15 protein-coding genes are annotated in these 17,867 nt (G+C 74.9%); 3 read left to right on the plus strand and 12 right to left on the minus strand.

Going from position 1 to position 17,867, the window contains the following annotated elements; all coding sequences use genetic code 11:
* The first annotated feature begins 72 nt into the window (after positions 1-72).
* Positions 73-1,398 (plus strand): GH1 family beta-glucosidase, encoded by a 1,326-nt coding sequence (locus tag ACIRPH_RS22180; protein ID WP_402917186.1) that lies wholly within the window; start codon positions 73-75, stop codon positions 1,396-1,398.
* Positions 1,399-1,445: 47 nt separating this feature from the next.
* Here ACIRPH_RS22180 and ACIRPH_RS22185 read toward each other — a convergent pair whose 3' ends face one another.
* The 7 genes from ACIRPH_RS22185 to ACIRPH_RS22215 all read right to left on the minus strand — a co-directional run bounded on the left by ACIRPH_RS22185 (position 1,446) and on the right by ACIRPH_RS22215 (position 9,815).
* Positions 1,446-1,694: a hypothetical protein gene (locus ACIRPH_RS22185; RefSeq protein WP_402917188.1), complete on the minus strand. Its 249-nt coding sequence runs from the start codon at positions 1,692-1,694 to the stop codon at positions 1,446-1,448.
* A 26-nt stretch (positions 1,695-1,720) separates the two neighbouring features.
* Positions 1,721-2,284, minus strand: a complete 564-nt coding sequence (locus ACIRPH_RS22190; protein ID WP_402917190.1) for a hypothetical protein — start codon at positions 2,282-2,284, stop codon at positions 1,721-1,723.
* A gap of 131 nt (positions 2,285-2,415) precedes the next feature.
* Positions 2,416-3,030 carry a TetR family transcriptional regulator gene (locus tag ACIRPH_RS22195; RefSeq protein ID WP_402917192.1) on the minus strand — a complete coding sequence of 205 codons (615 nt, stop codon included), beginning with the start codon at positions 3,028-3,030 and terminating at the stop codon, positions 2,416-2,418.
* Between the two features lie 112 nt (positions 3,031-3,142).
* Positions 3,143-4,315, minus strand: coding sequence for an acyl-CoA dehydrogenase family protein (locus ACIRPH_RS22200; RefSeq protein WP_402917194.1), 1,173 nt, complete (start codon positions 4,313-4,315; stop codon positions 3,143-3,145).
* Positions 4,312-6,402 (minus strand): acetyl/propionyl/methylcrotonyl-CoA carboxylase subunit alpha, encoded by a 2,091-nt coding sequence (locus tag ACIRPH_RS22205; RefSeq protein ID WP_402917196.1) that lies wholly within the window; start codon positions 6,400-6,402, stop codon positions 4,312-4,314. The genes ACIRPH_RS22200 and ACIRPH_RS22205 overlap by 4 nt, the downstream gene beginning before the upstream one ends.
* A 10-nt stretch (positions 6,403-6,412) precedes the next feature.
* Positions 6,413-8,011, minus strand: coding sequence for an acyl-CoA carboxylase subunit beta (locus tag ACIRPH_RS22210; protein WP_402917198.1), 1,599 nt, complete (start codon positions 8,009-8,011; stop codon positions 6,413-6,415).
* Between the two features lie 67 nt (positions 8,012-8,078).
* Complete coding sequence (locus ACIRPH_RS22215) at positions 8,079-9,815, minus strand: acyclic terpene utilization AtuA family protein (RefSeq protein ID WP_402917200.1); 1,737 nt, start codon at positions 9,813-9,815, stop codon at positions 8,079-8,081.
* Positions 9,816-9,966: 151 nt separating this feature from the next.
* Between ACIRPH_RS22215 and ACIRPH_RS22220 the strand changes: the two genes are divergently transcribed.
* Together ACIRPH_RS22220 and ACIRPH_RS22225 are read left to right on the plus strand one after the other, a co-directional pair.
* Positions 9,967-10,443 carry a hypothetical protein gene (locus ACIRPH_RS22220; RefSeq protein ID WP_402917202.1) on the plus strand — a complete coding sequence of 159 codons (477 nt, stop codon included), beginning with the start codon at positions 9,967-9,969 and terminating at the stop codon, positions 10,441-10,443.
* 181 nt (positions 10,444-10,624) lie between these two features.
* On the plus strand, positions 10,625-11,206 hold the full coding sequence (locus ACIRPH_RS22225) for a hypothetical protein (protein WP_402917204.1): 582 nt from the start codon (positions 10,625-10,627) through the stop codon (positions 11,204-11,206).
* Between the two features lie 180 nt (positions 11,207-11,386).
* Here the strand turns inward: ACIRPH_RS22225 and ACIRPH_RS22230 are convergent, their stop codons facing one another.
* The 5 genes from ACIRPH_RS22230 to ACIRPH_RS22250 form a co-directional block, all read right to left on the minus strand.
* The gene (locus ACIRPH_RS22230; RefSeq protein WP_402917206.1) at positions 11,387-12,676 is read right to left on the minus strand and encodes a thymidine phosphorylase; all 1,290 of its coding nucleotides are present in this window, start codon (positions 12,674-12,676) and stop codon (positions 11,387-11,389) included.
* Between the two features lie 94 nt (positions 12,677-12,770).
* Complete coding sequence (locus ACIRPH_RS22235) at positions 12,771-13,211, minus strand: cytidine deaminase (protein ID WP_402917208.1); 441 nt, start codon at positions 13,209-13,211, stop codon at positions 12,771-12,773.
* A complete protein-coding gene (locus ACIRPH_RS22240) occupies positions 13,190-14,449 on the minus strand; it encodes an ABC transporter permease (protein ID WP_402917210.1) in 1,260 nt (419 codons plus the stop codon). The genes ACIRPH_RS22235 and ACIRPH_RS22240 overlap by 22 nt, the downstream gene beginning before the upstream one ends.
* On the minus strand, positions 14,446-16,029 hold the full coding sequence (locus ACIRPH_RS22245) for an ABC transporter permease (protein ID WP_402917212.1): 1,584 nt from the start codon (positions 16,027-16,029) through the stop codon (positions 14,446-14,448). The genes ACIRPH_RS22240 and ACIRPH_RS22245 overlap by 4 nt, the downstream gene beginning before the upstream one ends.
* Positions 16,026-17,630 (minus strand): ABC transporter ATP-binding protein, encoded by a 1,605-nt coding sequence (locus tag ACIRPH_RS22250; protein WP_402917214.1) that lies wholly within the window; start codon positions 17,628-17,630, stop codon positions 16,026-16,028. Before ACIRPH_RS22250 ends, ACIRPH_RS22245 begins: the two co-directional genes overlap by 4 nt.
* Positions 17,631-17,867 lie beyond the last annotated feature (237 nt).

A 17,867-nucleotide genomic window follows, 5' to 3' on the forward strand; every position in this document is an offset into this window, starting at 1 on the left:
GCACCAGCACCAGCACCAGCACCAGCACCCGACAGCACCACAGCCGCGACCACACGAAAGGCAGGTCCGTCCATGTCGTCACCGTTCCTGTGGGGGGTGGCCTCCTCCGCCTTCCAGATCGAGGGGGCCCTGGCCGAGGACGGACGCGGCGCGTCCGTCTGGGACACCTTCGCCCGGAGGCCCGGCGCGATCCGCGACGGCCACAGCCCCGCCGCGGCCTGCGACCACTACCGCCGCTGGGAGGAGGACGTGGAGCTGCTGGACCGGCTCGGCGTGAACGCCTACCGGTTCTCGATCGCCTGGCCCCGGGTGGTGCCGCAGGGGCGCGGGGCCGTGAACGGGGCGGGGCTGGACTTCTACGACCGGCTCGTGGACGCCCTGCTGGACCGGGGCGTCACACCGGTGCCGACCCTGTTCCACTGGGACCTGCCCCAGGCGCTGGAGGAGGGGGGCGGGTGGACGTCGCGCGACACCGCGCACGCCTTCGCCGAGTACGCGGCGGCCGCCGCCGACCGCCTCGGCGACCGGGTGGGGCGGTGGATCACCCTCAACGAACCCGTGGTGCACATGGCCTACGGGCACGCGTTCGGCGTGCACGCCCCCGGCCGGACCCTGGACGTGCCCGACGTCCTGGGCGTGGCCCACCACCTGCTGCTCGCGCACGGGCTCGCCGCCCGGGAACTGCGCTCGCGCGGGCTGGAGGCCCTGCTCACCAACAACTACTCCCCCGTCGCGCCCGCCACCGGGTCCGCGGCCGACGCCGACGCCGCCGACGCCTACGACGCCCTGCACAACCGGCTGTTCACCGACCCGGTGCTGACGGGCGCCTACCCGGACCTGTCGGCGTTCGGGGCGAAGGAGGTCCCCGGGGTGCGCGACGGGGACATGGGACTGGTCCGGGGCAGCGTGGACGGGATCGGCGTCAACTACTACAACCCGAGCGTGGTCGCCGCCCCCGGTCCGGGGTCGGGCCTGCCGTTCGACCTCGGCGAGGTCGCCGGGGCGCCGACGACGGCGTTCGGCTGGCCCGTGGTGCCCGAGGGGCTCGGCCGCACGCTCGACCTGCTGGCCGAGCGGTACGGTGACGCGCTGCCGCCCCTGTACGTCACCGAGAACGGGGCCTCCTACGCCGACGCCGTCGCCCCCGGCGGGCGGGTGGCGGACCCCGAGCGGATCGCCTACCTGGAGGGGCACGTCGGAGCGGTCGAAGCCGCGCGCGGGCGCGGCGTCGACGTACGCGGGTACTTCGTGTGGACGCTCACGGACAACTTCGAGTGGGCCGAGGGCTACCACCAGCGCTTCGGGCTGGTGTACGTGGACCACGCCACCCAGGTCCGCACGCCGAAGGACTCCTTCGCCTGGTACCGGGACCTCATCGCCTCGCGTACCGGCGGCTGACCGCCTCCCGGACCTCCCCCGGCCCCGGCGCCGGGGGCGGGGCCGTGTCAGCGCCGCCGCGCCCCCCGCGTCCTGCCCCTGGTGTCAGGGGTACGGCGCAGGAGCCGGAGGATCAGGAGGAGAACCGGAAAGGTGATCACCGCCGTCAAGGCCGAGAAGAGGGCCGCCTGTTTCCAGGTCTCGTCGAACAGGAAGAAGCGGACGGGCCACTGGAAGAGGGCCGTGAACAGGGCCACCGGCAGGGCCCAGAGGATACGGCCCCTCAGGGTGGCCCAGGGGAGGGGGTGCTCCGACATGCTCCTCCAGGGGAGGTCCGGCGGGATCAGTCGCCGACGGCGTCGAGCGTGCCGCTGTCCACGCGGTCGGGGGCCTGCTCACCGCGCAGGCGCGCGGGCTCCCACCACCACCAGTGCGTCTCGGGCACCCAGGCGGGCACCTCCTCCTCGCTGACCGGGCTCGCGCTCCCCGCCACCCCGGCGAGGGCCGCGTCGATGCGCGGGATGGCGTCCAGGTCCACGGGGCGGAGGAACTCCTGCCAGGGCACGAACTCGTCGCCGAGCATCTGGAGCATGGACCGGCGCCAGCAGGCCGGGCGGTACCCCTCGTGGCGGCCGTTCTCGGCCGCCGTCTGGCTGCGCACCACGTACAGGCTGAGCCGGTCGGGGTTGTTGCCGCTCACCAGGAGTTCGGCCAGGGTGGCGTTGAAGCGGCGCCCCGCCGGGGACTGCCGCTCGGACCGCGACGTCGCGCGGTACAGGTCGAAGAGCGCCGCGAAGGCGGTGTCCACCAGGGAATCGCGGTCCCTGCGCCGTGCGGCGCTCTCCGCGAACGCGTCCGCGGCCCGCCTGGCCAGGCCGGGGAGGTCTCTGCCCGGATCCGCGCTCACCAGTCACACCGCCTTGTCCTGTCGGGGGCCCGGCTGCCGGGGGCGGCCGGCCGGGGGCTCTCTCGTCCTGTCGGGGCCCTGCCCGACGGGGTTCGATCATAATCTCCCTCCGTGCCGGGCCGGAAGCGGATTCAGCCCGGCGCGCCGCGCAGCTCCGCGTCGAGCACGCGCGCCCACCGGCGCACGATCCGTCGCCGGCGCGGGCCGTCGTCGGCGAGCAGGTTCGCGAGCCCGAGTCCGCGGGCCAGGTCGAGGGTGGCCTGGACCGTCTCGCGGGTCCCCGGCGCCGACTCGTCTGCGCCCAGCAGGTCCACGGCGGCCCGGTGGACCTCGCGGCCCATCTGCTCCTCCATGGGGAGGATGCGCTCGCGCAGGACGGGGTCGCTGGCGGCGGCGGCCCACAGCTGGAGGGCGGCCTGGAAGTCCACGCCGCTGAACGCGTCCACGACCATCTGCACGACGGCCTCGGTGCGCCCCGGCCCCTCGGGCACGGCGGCGGCGCCGCGCCTGAGCTCCTCCCCGCGGTTGTCGAGCATGTACCGCAGGGCCGCGAGGAACAGGTCCTCGCGGGTGGGGAAGTGGTGCTGGGCGGCTCCCCTGGACACGCCCGCGCGCTCGGCGACCGCCCCCACGGTGGCCCCGGCGGCGCCCCGTTCGGCCAGGCAGGCCACGGTGGCGTCGAGCAGCCGGGCACGGGTGGCCCGGCTGCGCTCCTGCCTCGGCTCGCGGTCGGCTCCGGTGTCCACGGTCGCGTCCCCTCGCTGCGCTGGGCGGGTCCCGGGCCGGTGCGGCGGGCGGGTTCCCGCGTCCGGCCGCCGGACCGGGCGCGGGAGGCGCCGACGGTCCGCCGGCCGCCGTTCAGTACGACTTGGGCAGGCCGAGGGACTGCTGGGCCACGTAGTTGAGGACCATCTCCCGGCTGACCGGGGCGATGCGCGCCAGGCGGGCGGCGGCGATCGCCGACCCCAGCCCGTACTCGCTCGCCAGCCCGTTGCCGCCGAGGGTCTGCACGGCCTGGTCGACCGCGCGCACGCACGCCTCGGCGGCGGCGTACTTGGCCATGTTGGCCGCCTCGCCCGCCCCCGCGTCGTCGCCGGAATCGTAGCGGAGCGCCGCGTGCTGGGTCATCAGGCGTGCCTGTTCCAGTTCGATCTTGACCTGGGCGAGGGGGTGCGCGAGCCCCTGGTGGGCGCCGATGGGCCTGTCCCCCCACACGGTGCGCTCCTTGGCGTAGGCGACGGCCTTGTCGAGGGCGTGCCGTGCGCTCCCCGCCGCCAGGGACGCGGCCATGATGCGTTCGGGGTTGAGGCCGGCGAACAGCTGGAGGAGCCCGGCTTCGGGGTCTCCGACCAGGGCGTCGCCGGGCAGGCGCACGTCGTCCATGAACAGCTGGAACTGGTGGTCGGGGCTGACCAGGTCCATCTCGATCCGCCTGGCCTCGAGGCCGGGGGCGTCGGTGGGGACGGCGAAGAGGGCGGCCGACAGGGTGCCGGCGCCCTCGTCCCGGATCCGGGCGACCACGAGGACGGCGTCGGCGACGTCCACGCCGGAGATGAAGGTCTTGCGGCCGGAGAGCACCCACCCGTCGCCGTCGCGGCGGGCGGTGGTGGTGATGCGGTGGGAGTTGGACCCCGCGTCGGGCTCGGTGATGGCGAAGGCCATGATGGTCCCGCCCGTGGCCAGGCCCGGGAGCCACCGGCTCCGCTGCCCGGGGGTGCCGAAGCGGGACAGGACGGTGCCGCAGATCGCCGGGGAGACCACCATCATGAGGGTGGGGCACCCGGCGGCGCTCAGCTCTTCCAGGACGGCGGCGAGGTCGCCGATGCCGCCCCCTCCGCCGCCGTACTCCTCGGGGATGTTGACGCCCAGGTAGCCGAGTTTTCCGGCCTCGCGCCACAGCTCGGTGAGGTACTCGCCCTCCCTGGCCCTGGCCCGGTAGTAGCCGGACCCGTATCCGGCGGCGAAGCCGGCCACGGCCGCGCGCAGCTCGACGCGTTCGGCGGGTTCGTCGAAGATCATGGCACCGGTCACGGGTGGGGCCCTTCGTAGTCGAGTACGGCGAGGGGAGCCCCGGCGGGGACCCTCTGGCCCGCCGCGACCGGGATCTCCCGGACGGCGCCGGCGGCGGGGGCGGTGATGCGGTGCTCCATCTTCATGGCCTCGATGCGCAGCAGGGTCTGCCCCTCGGCGACCCGGTCCCCCTCACCGACGTCCACGGCGACGACGGTGCCGGGCATCGGCGCGGGCAGGGCGCCGGGGTCGACCGCGGCCTCGGGTTCGGGGAGGGGGTCGACGGGGGTGAGGGTGACGGACCCGAGCGAGGACTCGACGTGGACGTCGGGGTCTCCCGCGTAGGTGTGGACGGTGTGGGCGCGGCGCAGGCCGTCGGCCTCCAGGACGACGAGGCCGGGGGACGCGGAGAGGACGCGCACGCCGGGCGGTTCGGGCTCGTAGGAGCCCCGGACGGTCCGGTAGGCGGTGGTGATCCGGCGGCCTCCGCCGCCCCCGGCGGCGTGGACCCGGGTGTGGGCCCGGGAGGCGAGGTTGCGCCAGTTGGCGGGGATCCCCGCGGGGAGGGGGCTGCCGGGCCCCGGGGCCGGGGCGGCGCCGCCGGCGCCCTCCGGGGCGGCCCGGGGGGAGCGGGCCGCCTCGGCGGCGGCCAGGGAGGCGGCGAGCGCGGCGAGGCGTTCGGCGGTCGGGTCGGCGAGGGGCTGTGCGAGCGCCGTGAGCCGGTCGGAGTCGAGGTAGCCGGTGTGGAGCCCGTCCGGGCGCTCGTCGGCGGCCCCGAACGCGGGGTGGCGGAGCACCCGGACGAGCAGGTCGCGGTTGGTCCCCACCCCGTGGACGCGGGCGCCGGCCAGGGCGGAGGCCAGGCGGCGGACCGCGTCGCGGCGGTCGCGGCCGTGGGCGACGACCTTGGCGAGCAGGGGGTCGAAGTCGGCGCCGACGGTGTCGCCCGGTTCGACCCCGCTGTCCAGGCGCACACCGTGCCCGGCGGGGTTCGCGAACCGGGCGGTCGCGTCGGGCACGTCGAAGGCCCGCAGGGTCCCGGTGCGGGGCCGCCAGCCGTCGCGGGGGTCCTCGGCGTAGAGCCGCGCCTCGACGGCGTGGCCGCGCGGCGCGGGCGGGCCGCCCCCGGGCAGGGCCCCGCCCTCGGCGATCCGGATCTGCCACTCGACCAGGTCCAGCCCGGTGACGCACTCGGTGACGGGGTGCTCGACCTGGAGGCGGGTGTTCATCTCCAGGAAGACGGGGTCGCCGAGGACGCCGCCGCCGACGGGGACGAGGAACTCGGCGGTCCCGGCCCCGGTGTAGCCGATGGCGCGGGCCAGGGTCCGCGCCGCCTCGTGCAGCCGTTCGCGCAGGCCGCCGGGGAGGCCGGGGGCCGGCGTCTCCTCGACGACCTTCTGGTGCCGGCGCTGGACGGAGCAGTCGCGCTCCCCCAGCGCCCAGACGGCGCCGTGGGAGTCGGCGAGGACCTGGACCTCGACGTGGCGCCCGCGGCGGACGTAGGGCTCGCAGAACACGGCCGGGTCGCCGAACGCCGACGCGGCCTCCGCCCGGGCCGCGGCGGCCTCGGCCGGCAGGTCGGCGAGGTCGTGGACGACCCGCATACCGCGTCCGCCGCCCCCGGAGACGGCCTTGACCAGGACGGGCAGGTGCTCGGGGCGCACGTCCCGCGGGTCGAGGGCGTCGGCGACGGGCACCCCCGCCTCCCGGGCGATCCGCTTGGCGAGGGTCTTGGCGCCCATGCGCTCGACCGCGTCGGCGGAGGGCCCCACCCAGGTGAGCCCGGCCCCGGTGACGGCGCGGGCGAACCCGGGGTTCTCGGACAGGAACCCGTAGCCGGGGTGGACGGCGTCCGCCCCCGCGGAGCGCGCGGCGCGGACCAGGGCGTCCGGGTCGAGGTAGGCGTCGACGGGGCCACCGCCGCCGGGGACGGGCAGGCGCACCGCCGTGTCCGCCTCGCGGACGTGCGCGGCGCCCTCCTCCCCCGGCGCGTGGACCGCGACGGTCCCGATGCCCATCGTGCGGCAGGTGCGGAAGACGCGGCGGGCGATCTCGCCGCGGTTGGCGACGAGGAGGCGGGTGACGGGGGCGGGCGGGGTGTCGTTCATGGTCTGCGGCTCACATCCGGAAGACGCCGAAGCGGTCGGCGCCGCGCACGGGCGCGTTGTGGGCGTGGGACAGGCACAGGCCCAGGACGGTGCGCGTGTCCCGGGGGTCGATGACCCCGTCGTCGTAGACCCGGCCGGAAAGGAACAGGGGGAGCGACTCGGCCTCGATCTGGTTCTCGACCATCTCGCGGACGGCGGCGTCCTGCTCCTCGTCGTAGGGCCGCCCCCGGGCCGCCGCGGCCTGGCGGGCGACGGTGGACAGGACCTCGGCGAGCTGCCTGGGCCCCATGACGGCGGAGCGCGCGCTGGGCCAGGCGAACAGGAACCGGGGGTCGTAGGCCCTGCCGCACATCCCGTAGTGGCCCGCGCCGTAGGAGGCGCCGATGAGCACCGAGAAGTGGGGCACGGTGCTGTTGGAGACGGCGTTGATCATCATGGAGCCGTGCTTGATGATGCCGCCCCGCTCGTACTCGCGGCCGACCATGTAGCCGGTGGTGTTGTGCAGGAACACGAGCGGGGTGTCGGCACGGTTGGCCAGCTGGATGAACTGGGCGGCCTTCTGCGCCTCGGCGCTGAAGAGCACGCCGTTGTCGTTGGCGAGGACGCCGACGGGGTAGCCGTGCAGCTCGGCCCACCCGGTGACGAGCCCGCTGCCGTAGGCGGGCTTGAACTCGTCGAACTCCGATCCGTCCACGATCCGGGCGACGACCTCGCGCGGGTCGACCGGCACCTTGAGGTCGGGCGGCATGACGCCGAGCAGGTCCTCGGCGGGGTGGAGGGGCTCCGCCGCGGCCCCTCGCGGGGCGGGCCCCTGTTTGCGGTGGTTGAGCCGGGCGACGATCCTCCGTCCGAGGCGCAGGGCGTCGTGCTCGTCCTCGGCGAGGTGGTCGGCGAGTCCGGAGACCTCGGCGTGCATGCGGGCCCCGCCCAGGGACTCGTCGTCGCTGTCCTCGCCGGTGGCCGCCTTGACGAGCGGCGGGCCGCCGAGGAACACCTTGGCGCGGTCGCGGACCATGACCACGTGGTCGCTCATGCCGGGGACGTAGGCGCCGCCGGCGGTGGAGTTGCCGAACACCAGGGCGACGGTGGGGATCCCGGCCGCGGAGAGGCGTGTCAGGTCGCGGAAGGTCCGCCCGCCGGGGACGAAGATCTCCTTCTGCGTGGGCAGGTCGGCGCCGCCGGACTCGACCAGGCTGATCATCGGCATGCGGTTCTGCTCGGCGATCTCGGCGGCCCGCGCCGACTTCCGCAGCGTCCACGGGTTGCTGGAGCCGCCGCGGACGGTGGGGTCGTTGGCGACGACGACGCACTCGACGCCGGAGACCACCCCGACGCCGGTGACGACACTCGCGCCGACGTGGAAGTCGCTCCCCCAGGCGGCCAGGGGGGACAGCTCCAGGAAGGGGCTGCCCTCGTCCAGGAGGAGCTCGATCCGCTCCCGGGGCAGCAGCTTGCCCCGGGCGCGGTGGCGTTCGACGTACTTCTCCCCGCCCCCGGCCAGGGCCTTGGCGTGTTCGGCGCCGATCTCGGCGAGCTTGGCGAGCATGGCGTCGCGGGCCTCGGCGAACGCGGGAGAGGCGGGGTCGAGCCGGGTTCCCAGGACGCTCACGGCCGTCCCCTCCCCGGCGGGGGGCGGTGCGCCCGACGGGGCCCGGGGAGGGCGGGGGTCGGGGCGTTCACTGCCGTGCCACCTCCGGGAGGAGCTTCTCGGGGATCAGGGTCCTGCGCGCCCGCAGCCACTCCCCCAGGCCCTTGGCCTGCGGGTCCGGGCCCTCGCGCCGGGCGCTGCCGGGGGCGAGCACGCCCTCGATCCAGAAGTTGGCCGCGCGCAGGTGGGGCAGCAGGTGGCGGGTGACCGCGAGGCCGGCGGTCTCGGGCAGCAGCTCGCGCAGCAGGGGGACGGTGAGGGTGTGAGCGAGCCAGCGCCAGGCGTCGTCGTCGGCCGCCCACACGCCGAGGTTGGCGTCGGCGCCCTTGTCCCCGCTGCGCGCCCCCAGGACCAGGCCGAGCGGCGCCTCGCGCAGCGCCCCCTCCGCGAGGGGCGGGGGGAGCGGAGGCTCGGGGACGGCGGCCAACCGCCGGGTCCGGGGGGCGGGGGCGACGGTCACCCGGGCCCCGTCGGGGAGGATGGCGGTGTGCTCCACCTCGCCGGCGGGGACGAGCGCCTGCGTGGCGGCGACGCCGTCCGGGCGCGCGTCGCGCGGCGGCGAGGTGAGGTGGAACCCGGCGTACCCGGCCAGGGCCAGCTCGACGGCGGCCGCCCCGAAGGCCCTGCCGACCCTGGACGCGTCGTGGTCGCGCGCGGTCACCCGCAGCCGCGCGGTGGCGGCGTCCTGGGTGGGCCCGTGCGGGTCCTCGGCGGGAACGAACTCGAAGCGCAGCTCCTCGGGGCGGCCGTGGGCGAGCGCGGCGCGCATCTGCCGTTCGGCGAGCGCCGCCTTGCCCTCGGCTTCCAGACCGGTGATCAGGAACTCGACGTCGTTGCGGAACCCGGTGAGGCCGGTCAGCCCCACCTTGAGCTCGGGGGGCGGGTGCTCGCCGCGCGTGCCGCTGATCCGGACCCGGTCGGGGCCCTCCTGGGTGAGCCGGACGGTGTCCAGGCGCGTGGTGACGTCGGGCCCGGGGTAGCGGGCGCCCGCGATCTCGTAGACGAGCTGGGCGGTGACGGTCCCGGTGGTGACCGCTCCCCCGGTGCCGGGGTGCTTGGTGACGACCGCGCTGCCGTCGGCGCCGATCTCGGCGATCGGGAAGCCGGGGCGGTCCAGGTCGTGCCCCTCGCGGAGGAGGGCTGCCGCGTGCGCGTAGTTCCCGCCGGTGGCCTGGGCCCCGCACTCGATGACGTGCCCGGCGACCGTGGCCCCGGCGAGCGCGTCGAGGTCGTCCGGGGTCCACCCGAAGTGGGAGACGGCCGGCCCGACGGCCAGGGAGGCGTCGGTGACCCGGCCGGTGACGACGATGTCGGCCCCGGCGTCCAGGCAGGCGGCGATGCCGAAGGCGCCCAGGTAGGCGTTGGCGGTCAGGGGGCTGCCGAGGTCGAGCTCCTCCGCCCGGTGGAGGAGGTCGTCGCCCGTGACGCAGGCGATGCGGGGGTCGAGGCCGAGCCCGTCGGCGAGCTCGGTGAGCCTGTCGGCCAGTCCGCGGGGGTTGAGGCCGCCGGCGTTGGTGACCACCCTGACGCGGCGTTCCGTGATCAGGGTCAGGCAGTCCCGCATCTGGCCGAGGAAGGTCCTGGCGTAACCGCGGTCCGGGTCGGCGAGCTGGTCGCGGCCGAGGATGGCCATGGTGAGTTCGGCCAGGTAGTCGCCGGTGAGGACGTCCACCGGGCCGCCCGTGAGCATCTCGCGGACGGCGGCGAAGCGGTCCCCGTAGAAGCCGGAGGCGTTCGCGACCCGCAGGGGGGACGTAGCGGTCATGGACACGAGGGTGACACCGGGCACACCGAAAAACAAGCATGGCTGCTTGTTTTTCCCGGGCGGGACCTCTGTCACGGCGTGGCCGGAACCGGCCACGGAGGGTGGGTTGCAGGCCGGGGGAGCGGGCACGCGCGCGGGGTAGTTTGGCGCGGTGAGTACCTCCCCTGAAGACACGAACCCCAACGACGAGACCCCCGACGCGGCGGCCGAGGACACGAGGACCGCCGGCGACACCGGCGCGGGCAGCGCCTTCCTCGAAGGGACCCCCGTCGGCCCGCCGCCCGTCCCGGGCGGACTCTTCGCCGCCGAGACCTTCAGCGTCATCGGCCTGCTGATGTTCGCCCTCGCCACCCTGCACACCCGGCTGTTCGAGCTCTTCAGCTGGTTCTTCCTCAGCGGCGCGGCCCCCTCGCACAGCTCCCAGCAGGCGGCCGTGCTCTCGGCCGAGGTCGCCGTCGCGGGCGGTCTGAGCGCCCTGTCCGTCCTCGCCGCGGCCGTGGCCCTGTTCCGCGGCGGCGCCGCCACCCGGGCGTGGAGCCGCTGGTGCGCGGCCGCCACCGTCGTCGTGGGCAGCCTGATGCTGATCGTCTCCGTGCTGACCTTCGCCGGCCTGCCCTCCGGGTCCTGAGCCCCCGGCCGCGCCGCCGACGGGCAGGCGTCCGGCACGGCCCCGCCCGGGGCGGGCCCGCCGCGCCTACGGCGGGGAACCCGCGGCCCCGGGCGGGAGGGGCCGACGGCGGCCCCGGGCGCGACACGGCCGGGCCGTCCCTTAGGCCCCTCTTACGGTGACCAGCGGGTACGTTGGCCGCGTGAGTACCGCACCAGGAGACAACGACAGCCCCGACCGCAACCCCCTCACCCCGAACGAGGCCCCGAAGCCGACGTTCGAGCCCGGGGTCGCGCCGGAAGTGCCCGGCTCCGGGGCGGCCCACCCGTCCGACCCGGGCGCACCGACCGGTGAGGCCGCCGACACGAGGGAGGCCGAGGCCGAGGCCGCCGCGGTGACCGCGGCGCCGCACGCGCCGGCGGCCTCCGGGGTGTTCTCGACGGAGACCTTCGGCATCGTCGGTCTCGTGCTCCTCGCCGTGACCCTGTTCTCCGGCCAGCTGCTGGAGATCCTCACCAGCATGCTCCTCGTCGGCGGCCAGCCCATCGGCGCGGACCAGATCACGCAGATCCGCACGCAGATCGTGCTCGGCGGCGCCGTGGCACTGCTCACCGTGGTGGTGTCCGCGCTCGCCCTGGTCCTCGCCGACGCGAGGACCCGGCCGTGGGGGCGCTGGGTGTCCGCGGCCGCGCTCGTCACCGGACTCCTGTTCGTGGCCGTCGCCGCCGTGTCCTACCTGCTCATCCCCGAGGCGGCCCCGATGATGCCGCCCGTGATGGAGTGACCGCCGACCCGTGGGAGGTTCCGGGGCGGGGCCCGGGGGGACGGAGGCCGGCGGCCGGAACCCCCTCGGGCCCCGCCCCGGCCCCGTTCGCCCCCGCCCCGCTCGGACGCGCACGGGCCCGGCGCGGCCACGGGGTTCCGGCGTGCGCGCCGACAGCGGCGGCCCCCGCCCGGCCCGGGCTCAGGCGATGCGGTCGATGACCAGCGGTGCGGGCTCGTGGCGCCCGTCCGGGTCGATCCCGAACGCGCCCTCCAGGGCCTGCGCCGCCCGCTCGAACCGCTCCTCCTCGTCCGCGTGCAGGGTGAACAGGGGCTCCCCCGCCTGCACCCGCTCCCCCGGTTTGGCGTGCAGCGTCACCCCCGCCCCGAAGGACACGGCGTCCTCCTTGCGTGCCCTCCCCGCGCCCAGCCGCCACGCGGCCAGCCCGACCCGGTAGGCGTCCAGACGGGTGACGGTCCCCGACGCCGGGGCGAGCACCGCGCGCCGGTGGGCGGCCACCGGCAGGGGTGCGTCCGGGTCTCCCCCCTGCGCCCGGATCAGCCGTTTCCACGACGCCAGGGCGCTCCCGTCCCGCAGGGCCTCGGCCGGATCCTTGACGCCGTCCCCACCGGGGGCGAGGCCGGCCGCGGCCAGCATCTCCCGGGCCAGGGCCACGGTCAGCTCCACGACGTCGGCGGGGCCGCCGCCGGAGAGCACCTCCACCGCCTCGGCGACCTCCAGGGCGTTGCCGACCTGGCGCCCCAGCGGCGCCTCCATGTCGGTGAGCAGCGCGACGGTGCGGACCCCGTGGTCGTTGCCGATGTCCACCATGGTGCGGGCCAGCTCGCGGGCGGACCCGGCGTCCTTCATGAACGCGCCCGATCCCACCTTGACGTCGAGGACGAGCGCCCCGGTGCCCTCGGCGAGCTTCTTGCTCATGATGGAGGCGGCGATGAGCGGGATCGACTCGACCGTCCCGGTGACGTCGCGCAGCGCGTACAGCTTGCGGTCGGCGGGGGCCAGGCCGGTCCCCGCGGCACAGATCACGCCGCCCGTGGCCTCCAGCACGCCGCGCATCTCCTGCGCGGTCAGCGACGCGCGCCACCCGGGGATCGACTCCAGCTTGTCCAGCGTGCCGCCGGTGTGGCCGAGCCCGCGCCCGGACAGCTGCGGCACGGCGGCCCCGCACGCGGCGACGGTCGGGGTGAGCGGCAGGGTGATCTTGTCGCCGACCCCGCCGGTGGAGTGCTTGTCGGTGGTGGGCCGGTCCAGGCCGGAGAAGTCCAGCCGGTCCCCGGACGCGAGCATCGCCTCGGTCCACCGGCCGACCTCGGCACGGTTCATCCCGCGCAGGAAGACCGCCATGGCCAGCGCCGACATCTGCTCCTCGGCCACCGCCCCCCGCGTGTAGGCGTCGATCACCCAGTCGATCTGCCCGGGGGTGAGCTCTCCCCCGTCGCGCTTGGCCCGGATGATCTCGATGACGTCCATGTCTGTTCCTTTCACGTGGCGGGAACTTCGGCGGCACACGGGTCTCCCCGGCCGCCGCCGGGCGGGCGGGGACCGGGGAGACGGAGGGCGCCGGCTATGCGAGGTTGTCCGGACCGAAGGCCTGCGGCAGGATCCGGTCCATGGACAGGATCCCCTCCGGGGTGTCCACGAGCATGTGCGGCCCGCCGTGCTCGAACAGGAGCTGCCGGCAGCGGCCGCACGGCATGAGGACGCCGCCCCGCCCGTCCACGCAGGCGAACGCCGTCAGGCGCCCTCCCCCGGAGGCGTGCAGGGCGCTGACGAGCCCGCACTCGGCGCACAGGCCGACGCCGTACGAGGCGTTCTCCACGTTGCAGCCGCTGACCACCCGGCCGTCGTCGACCAGGGCCGCCGCACCCACCGGGTAGTTCGAGTAGGGCGCGTAGGCGTGCGACATGGCCTCGCGGGCGGCGGCCCGCAGCGCCTCCCAGTCCACCGCGTCCGCGCCGGGCGGACCGGCCGTCGGTGTGTGGCTCATGACCGGCTCGCCCTCCACTGCTTGCCGACCCCGGCGGGGGGCCGGAGCCTCTGGGAGGCCAGCGAGAGCACCAGGAGCGTCGCGATGTGCGGGCTGTAGGTGGCCAGCTCCCGCGGCAGGGAGTCGGTCGAGAGGTACCAGACCAGCAGCAGGACGCCGGTGAGCACGGCGGCGACCGCCAGGCCCTTGCGGTCCTTGCGCACCTGCCAGACCGCCACCGCGAGCAGCGCCACCGCCAGGAGCAGCAGCAGGGCGTGGATCGCCGCACCGCCGCCGCGGATCTGGAGGGCGTCGGTGTAGCCGAACAGGCCCGCGCCCATGGCGAGGCCGCCCGGGCGCCAGTTGCCGAAGATCATGGCGGCCAGCCCGATGTAGCCGCGGCCCCCGGTCTGCCCCTCCTGGTAGATCTGCGACGCCACGATGGCCAGGAACACCCCGCCCATGCCGGCGAGCCCGCCGGAGATGACCACGGCGACGTACTTGAGGCTGTACACCGGCACGCCGAGGGACTCGGCGGCGTCGGGGTTCTCGCCCACCGAGCGCAGCCGCAGGCCGAAGGTGGTCCGCCACAGCACCAGGTAGGTCACCGGGATCATCATGATCGCGATGAACGTCAGGGCCGACATGCGGGTGGTCAGGCCGATCACCAGCGACGCCAGGTCGCTGACCACGAAGATCCCGCTGCCCGCCACCGGCGCGAGGGCGTCGGCGACGAACGGGAGGTTCCACACCGGGAACGGCGGCGTGGTCGGCGACTGCGCGGCTCCCGCGCCGGGCACGTCGGAGTAGACCAGGATCGACAGGTAGCGCATCGCGCCGAGCATGAGGATGTTGATGGCCACGCCGGACACGATGTGGTCGACCGCGAAGGTGACCGTCGCCACGGCGTGCAGCAGGCCCCCGGCCATGCCGGCCAGGACGCCGGCCAGCAGCCCCATCCACGGGTTGTCGGTCGACCAGGCGAAGTAGGCGCCGAACCAGGTGCCCAGGATCATCATGCCTTCGAGGCCGATGTTGATGATGCCCGCGCGCTCGGCCCACAGGCCGCCCAGGGCCGCCAGGCCGATGGGCACCGCGAAGGTGATGGTCGTGCGGATGGTGCCGGCGTCGGTGAGCATGTCCTGGCCGGTGATGACGCGCAGCCCCGCCAGGGACACCAGCACCGCGCCGAACAGGGTGAGGAAGCGCCAGCGCGACCAGCCTCCCGGCCTGGGCGGCGCCGCGACCGGTTCCATCACGTTGAGTTCCTGGCTCACTGGGCCTCCCCGCCGCGCTTGCCGTCGGAGCCGGGGGCCGTGTCGCCCCCGCCGTCGGCGGACCCGTCCTCGGGCGCCGTGCCGGAGGGCACGGCCTGCGCGGGTTCAGTGGTGGACTCGGCGGTGGCGCCGAGCTGGTTGCCGATCTGCTGCTGCTGGTAGCGGCGGCCCCAGCGGTGCACGACCTCGTAGACCACGACGACGGTGAGCACGATGGTGGCCTGGGAGATGACCGCGATCTCCTGGGGGATCCCGTCGAAGGGCAGGATGCCCGCCGCCTGGTTCAGGAACGACCAGAAGAGGGCGGCGAAGACGATGCCGACCGGGTGGTTGCGGCCCAGCAGCGCGATGGCGATGCCGATGAAGCCGATGCCGGTCGGGAAGTCCAGGGCGTAGTAGTGCGAGCTGCCCAGCAGCTGGGGCAGGCCGACCAGCCCGGCGACCATGCCCGAGAAGAGCATGGACAGGAACACCATCTTCTTGACGTTGACGCCGCTGGCCTCGGCGGCCGACTGCGACTGGCCGGTGGCCCGCAGCTCGAACCCGAAGCGGGTGCGGTTGAGCATCACCCAGTAGCCGATGCCCACGGCGACCGCGAGGAGGACGAAGCCGAAGATCTCCTGCTCGGAGCCGAGGAAGCCCGCCGGGATGCCGGGCACCCACGAGGACTCGGGCATCGGCGGGGTGCCGATGTTGTTGGTGCTGATCTCCACCGCGAGGCGGTCGGTGCTGAGCAGGTAGGCGGTGATGCCGGTGGCGATGGCGTTGAGCATGATCGTGGAGATCACCTCGGAGACGCCCCGGGCCACCTTGAGGTACCCGGCGATGCCCGCCCACGCGCCGCCGACGGCGACGGCCGTGGCGATGACGACGATCTGGCTGAGCACCGGGGGCAGGATGACGTGGCCGCCGACGGCGGCGGCGAGCAGGGCCGCCAGCCGGTACTGCCCGTCCACGCCGATGTTGAACAGCTTCATCTTGAAGCCGATCGCCACGGCGACGGCGGCCAGGTAGTAGGTGGTGCCGTCGTTGATGATCTTGACCAGGCTGTTGGGCCTGGTGCCGTACTCGATCATCCGCGCGAAGGTGGGCAGCGGCGAGATGCCGCTGAAGTACAGCACGGCCGCCGTGACACCGATCGCGATGACCCCGGCGGCGAGGACCGCGGCGAAGGACAGCGCGAGCATGGCGGAGAGCCGGTGGAACAGCGTGAACGCCAGGAGCGAGCCGACGAGCGCGCCCAGCGCGGCGGCGACCGGCTCGATCAGGGACAGGTCCAGGAACCAGGCGGACAGCAGGCCGGAGACCACCGCCAGCACCAGCGCGGTCGGCACGACCAGGGTCGTGTGGAGCGTGGTGCCCTGCTCCTTCGTGCCGTCGGCCCCGGCCCGGCGCTCGGCCGGGACCATCGGCCCGGACCAGGCCACGAACGCGAAGGCCGCCGCGACGCCGATGATCAGCGCGGCCCACCACAGCAGCGCGAGATCGAGGGCGGCGGTGACCCCGACGCCGAGGACGACGGCGGCGGCCGCCGCGGCCGGGGCGGGCAGGGTCGTGTCGGGGCGGGGAATCCTACTCATGATCCGCCCTCGTTCCCGTTTCGGTCGGTACCGTCAGCACCGCTGTCACCTTCTGTGCTCCCGCCCACCGCCAGCCCGGCCCCGGTCATGGCGGAGCCCAGCTGTTCGGGTGTGACGGTGGTCGGGTCGGCCTGCGCGACCAGGCGGCCGCGCAGGATCACGTGGAGGGTGTCGGACATGCCGATCAGCTCGTCCAGGTCGGCGGAGACCAGCAGCACCGCCAGGCCGGCCGCGCGGGCGTCGCGCAGCTGCTCCCAGATGGCGGCCTGGGCCCCCACGTCAACGCCCCGGGTGGGGTGGGCGGCCACCAGGAAGCGCGGGGATCCGCTCATCTCCCGGCCGATGATGAACTTCTGCTGGTTGCCGCCGGACAGGGCGTCGGCGATCACGTCGATGTTGGGGGTGCGCACGTCGTACTCGGCGACGATGCGCTCGGAGTCGGCGCGCGCCCCGGCCCTGTCGATCCAGGGTCCGCGAACGCTGGGCGCCTTGGTCTGGTGTCCGAGGATCCGGTTCTCCCACAGGGAGGACTCCAGCAGCACGCCGTGCCGGTGGCGGTCCTCGGGGATGTAGCCGACCCCCGCCTCGCGGATGCGCAGCGTGGGCCAGGCCGTGATGTCCTCCCCGCCCAGGAGGATGCGCCCCGAGGCCAGGGGGCGCATGCCCATGATGGCCTCGATGAGCTCCGACTGGCCGTTGCCCTCGACGCCGGCGATGCCGACGATCTCCCCCTCGCGGATGTCCGCGGTGACGCCGTCGACGACGGAGCGGCCGTCGGAGGCGCTGACGGTGACCCCGTCCAGGGACAGGACGACGTTGTCGGTGACGGTCGACTCGCGCAGCTCGGGCACGGGCAGCTCGCCGCCCACCATCAGCGTGGCCAGTTCCCGGGCGGTGGTGGTGCCCGGGTCGGCCGTGGCCACGGTGGTGCCGCGCCGGATCACGGTGATCTCGTCGGCGACGGAGAGCACCTCGTCCAGCTTGTGCGAGATGAAGATGACGGTGAGGCCCTCGCGCTTGAGCTCGCGCAGGTTGTCGAACAGCTCGTCGACCTCCTGGGGGACCAGGACCGCGGTCGGCTCGTCGAGGATGATCGTCTCGGCGCCCCGGTAGAGCACCTTGAGGATCTCCACGCGCTGGCGCTCTCCGACGCCCAGGTCCTCCATGAGCCGGTCGGGGTCGACCCCGAGCCCGTACTGGGAGGAGAGCTCCCTGATGTGCGCGCGGGCGCGGTTGCCGATGCCGAAGCGGCGTTCGGCGCCGAGCACCACGTTCTCCAGCACGGTCAGGTTGTCGGCGAGCATGAAGTGCTGGTGCACCATGCCGATGCCGTGCCTGATGGCGTCGGAGGGCGAGTTGAGCCGCACCTCCGCGCCCCTGACGTAGATCTGTCCCTCGTCCGGCCTGTGCATGCCGTACAGGGTCTTCATCAGCGTGGACTTCCCGGCACCGTTCTCGCCGACGATGGCGTGCACGGTGCCCGGGGCCACGGTGATGTCGATGTCGTGGTTGGCCACGACCCCGGGAAAACGCTTGGTGATCCCGCGCAGCTCAACGGCGGGGGGCGCCAGGGCCCCGTTGCCCGGTGGCGTGCTGCTCATCTGACTCCTCGTGAACTTGCGGCGTGGCGCGGACCGCGGGCCGGGGGCTCCCCGCGGACGTCGCCGTCGCCGAACGGCAACCGGGGCGGTACCGGACCCGGGGACTCCCCGTGTCCGGTACCGCCCGTGGATGCGGCCGCAGCGGGTCCCGCCCGCGGCGGCTCCGCGCGGGGCGCGGCCCATGGACACCCATCCTGCTACGCGAGCGGCGGTATCCGCGGGACACGCCCGGAGGGC

The sequence above is a fragment of the Nocardiopsis sp. NPDC101807 genome (assembly GCF_044766605.1).
GTDB lineage: Bacteria > Actinomycetota > Actinomycetes > Streptosporangiales > Streptosporangiaceae > Nocardiopsis > Nocardiopsis tropica.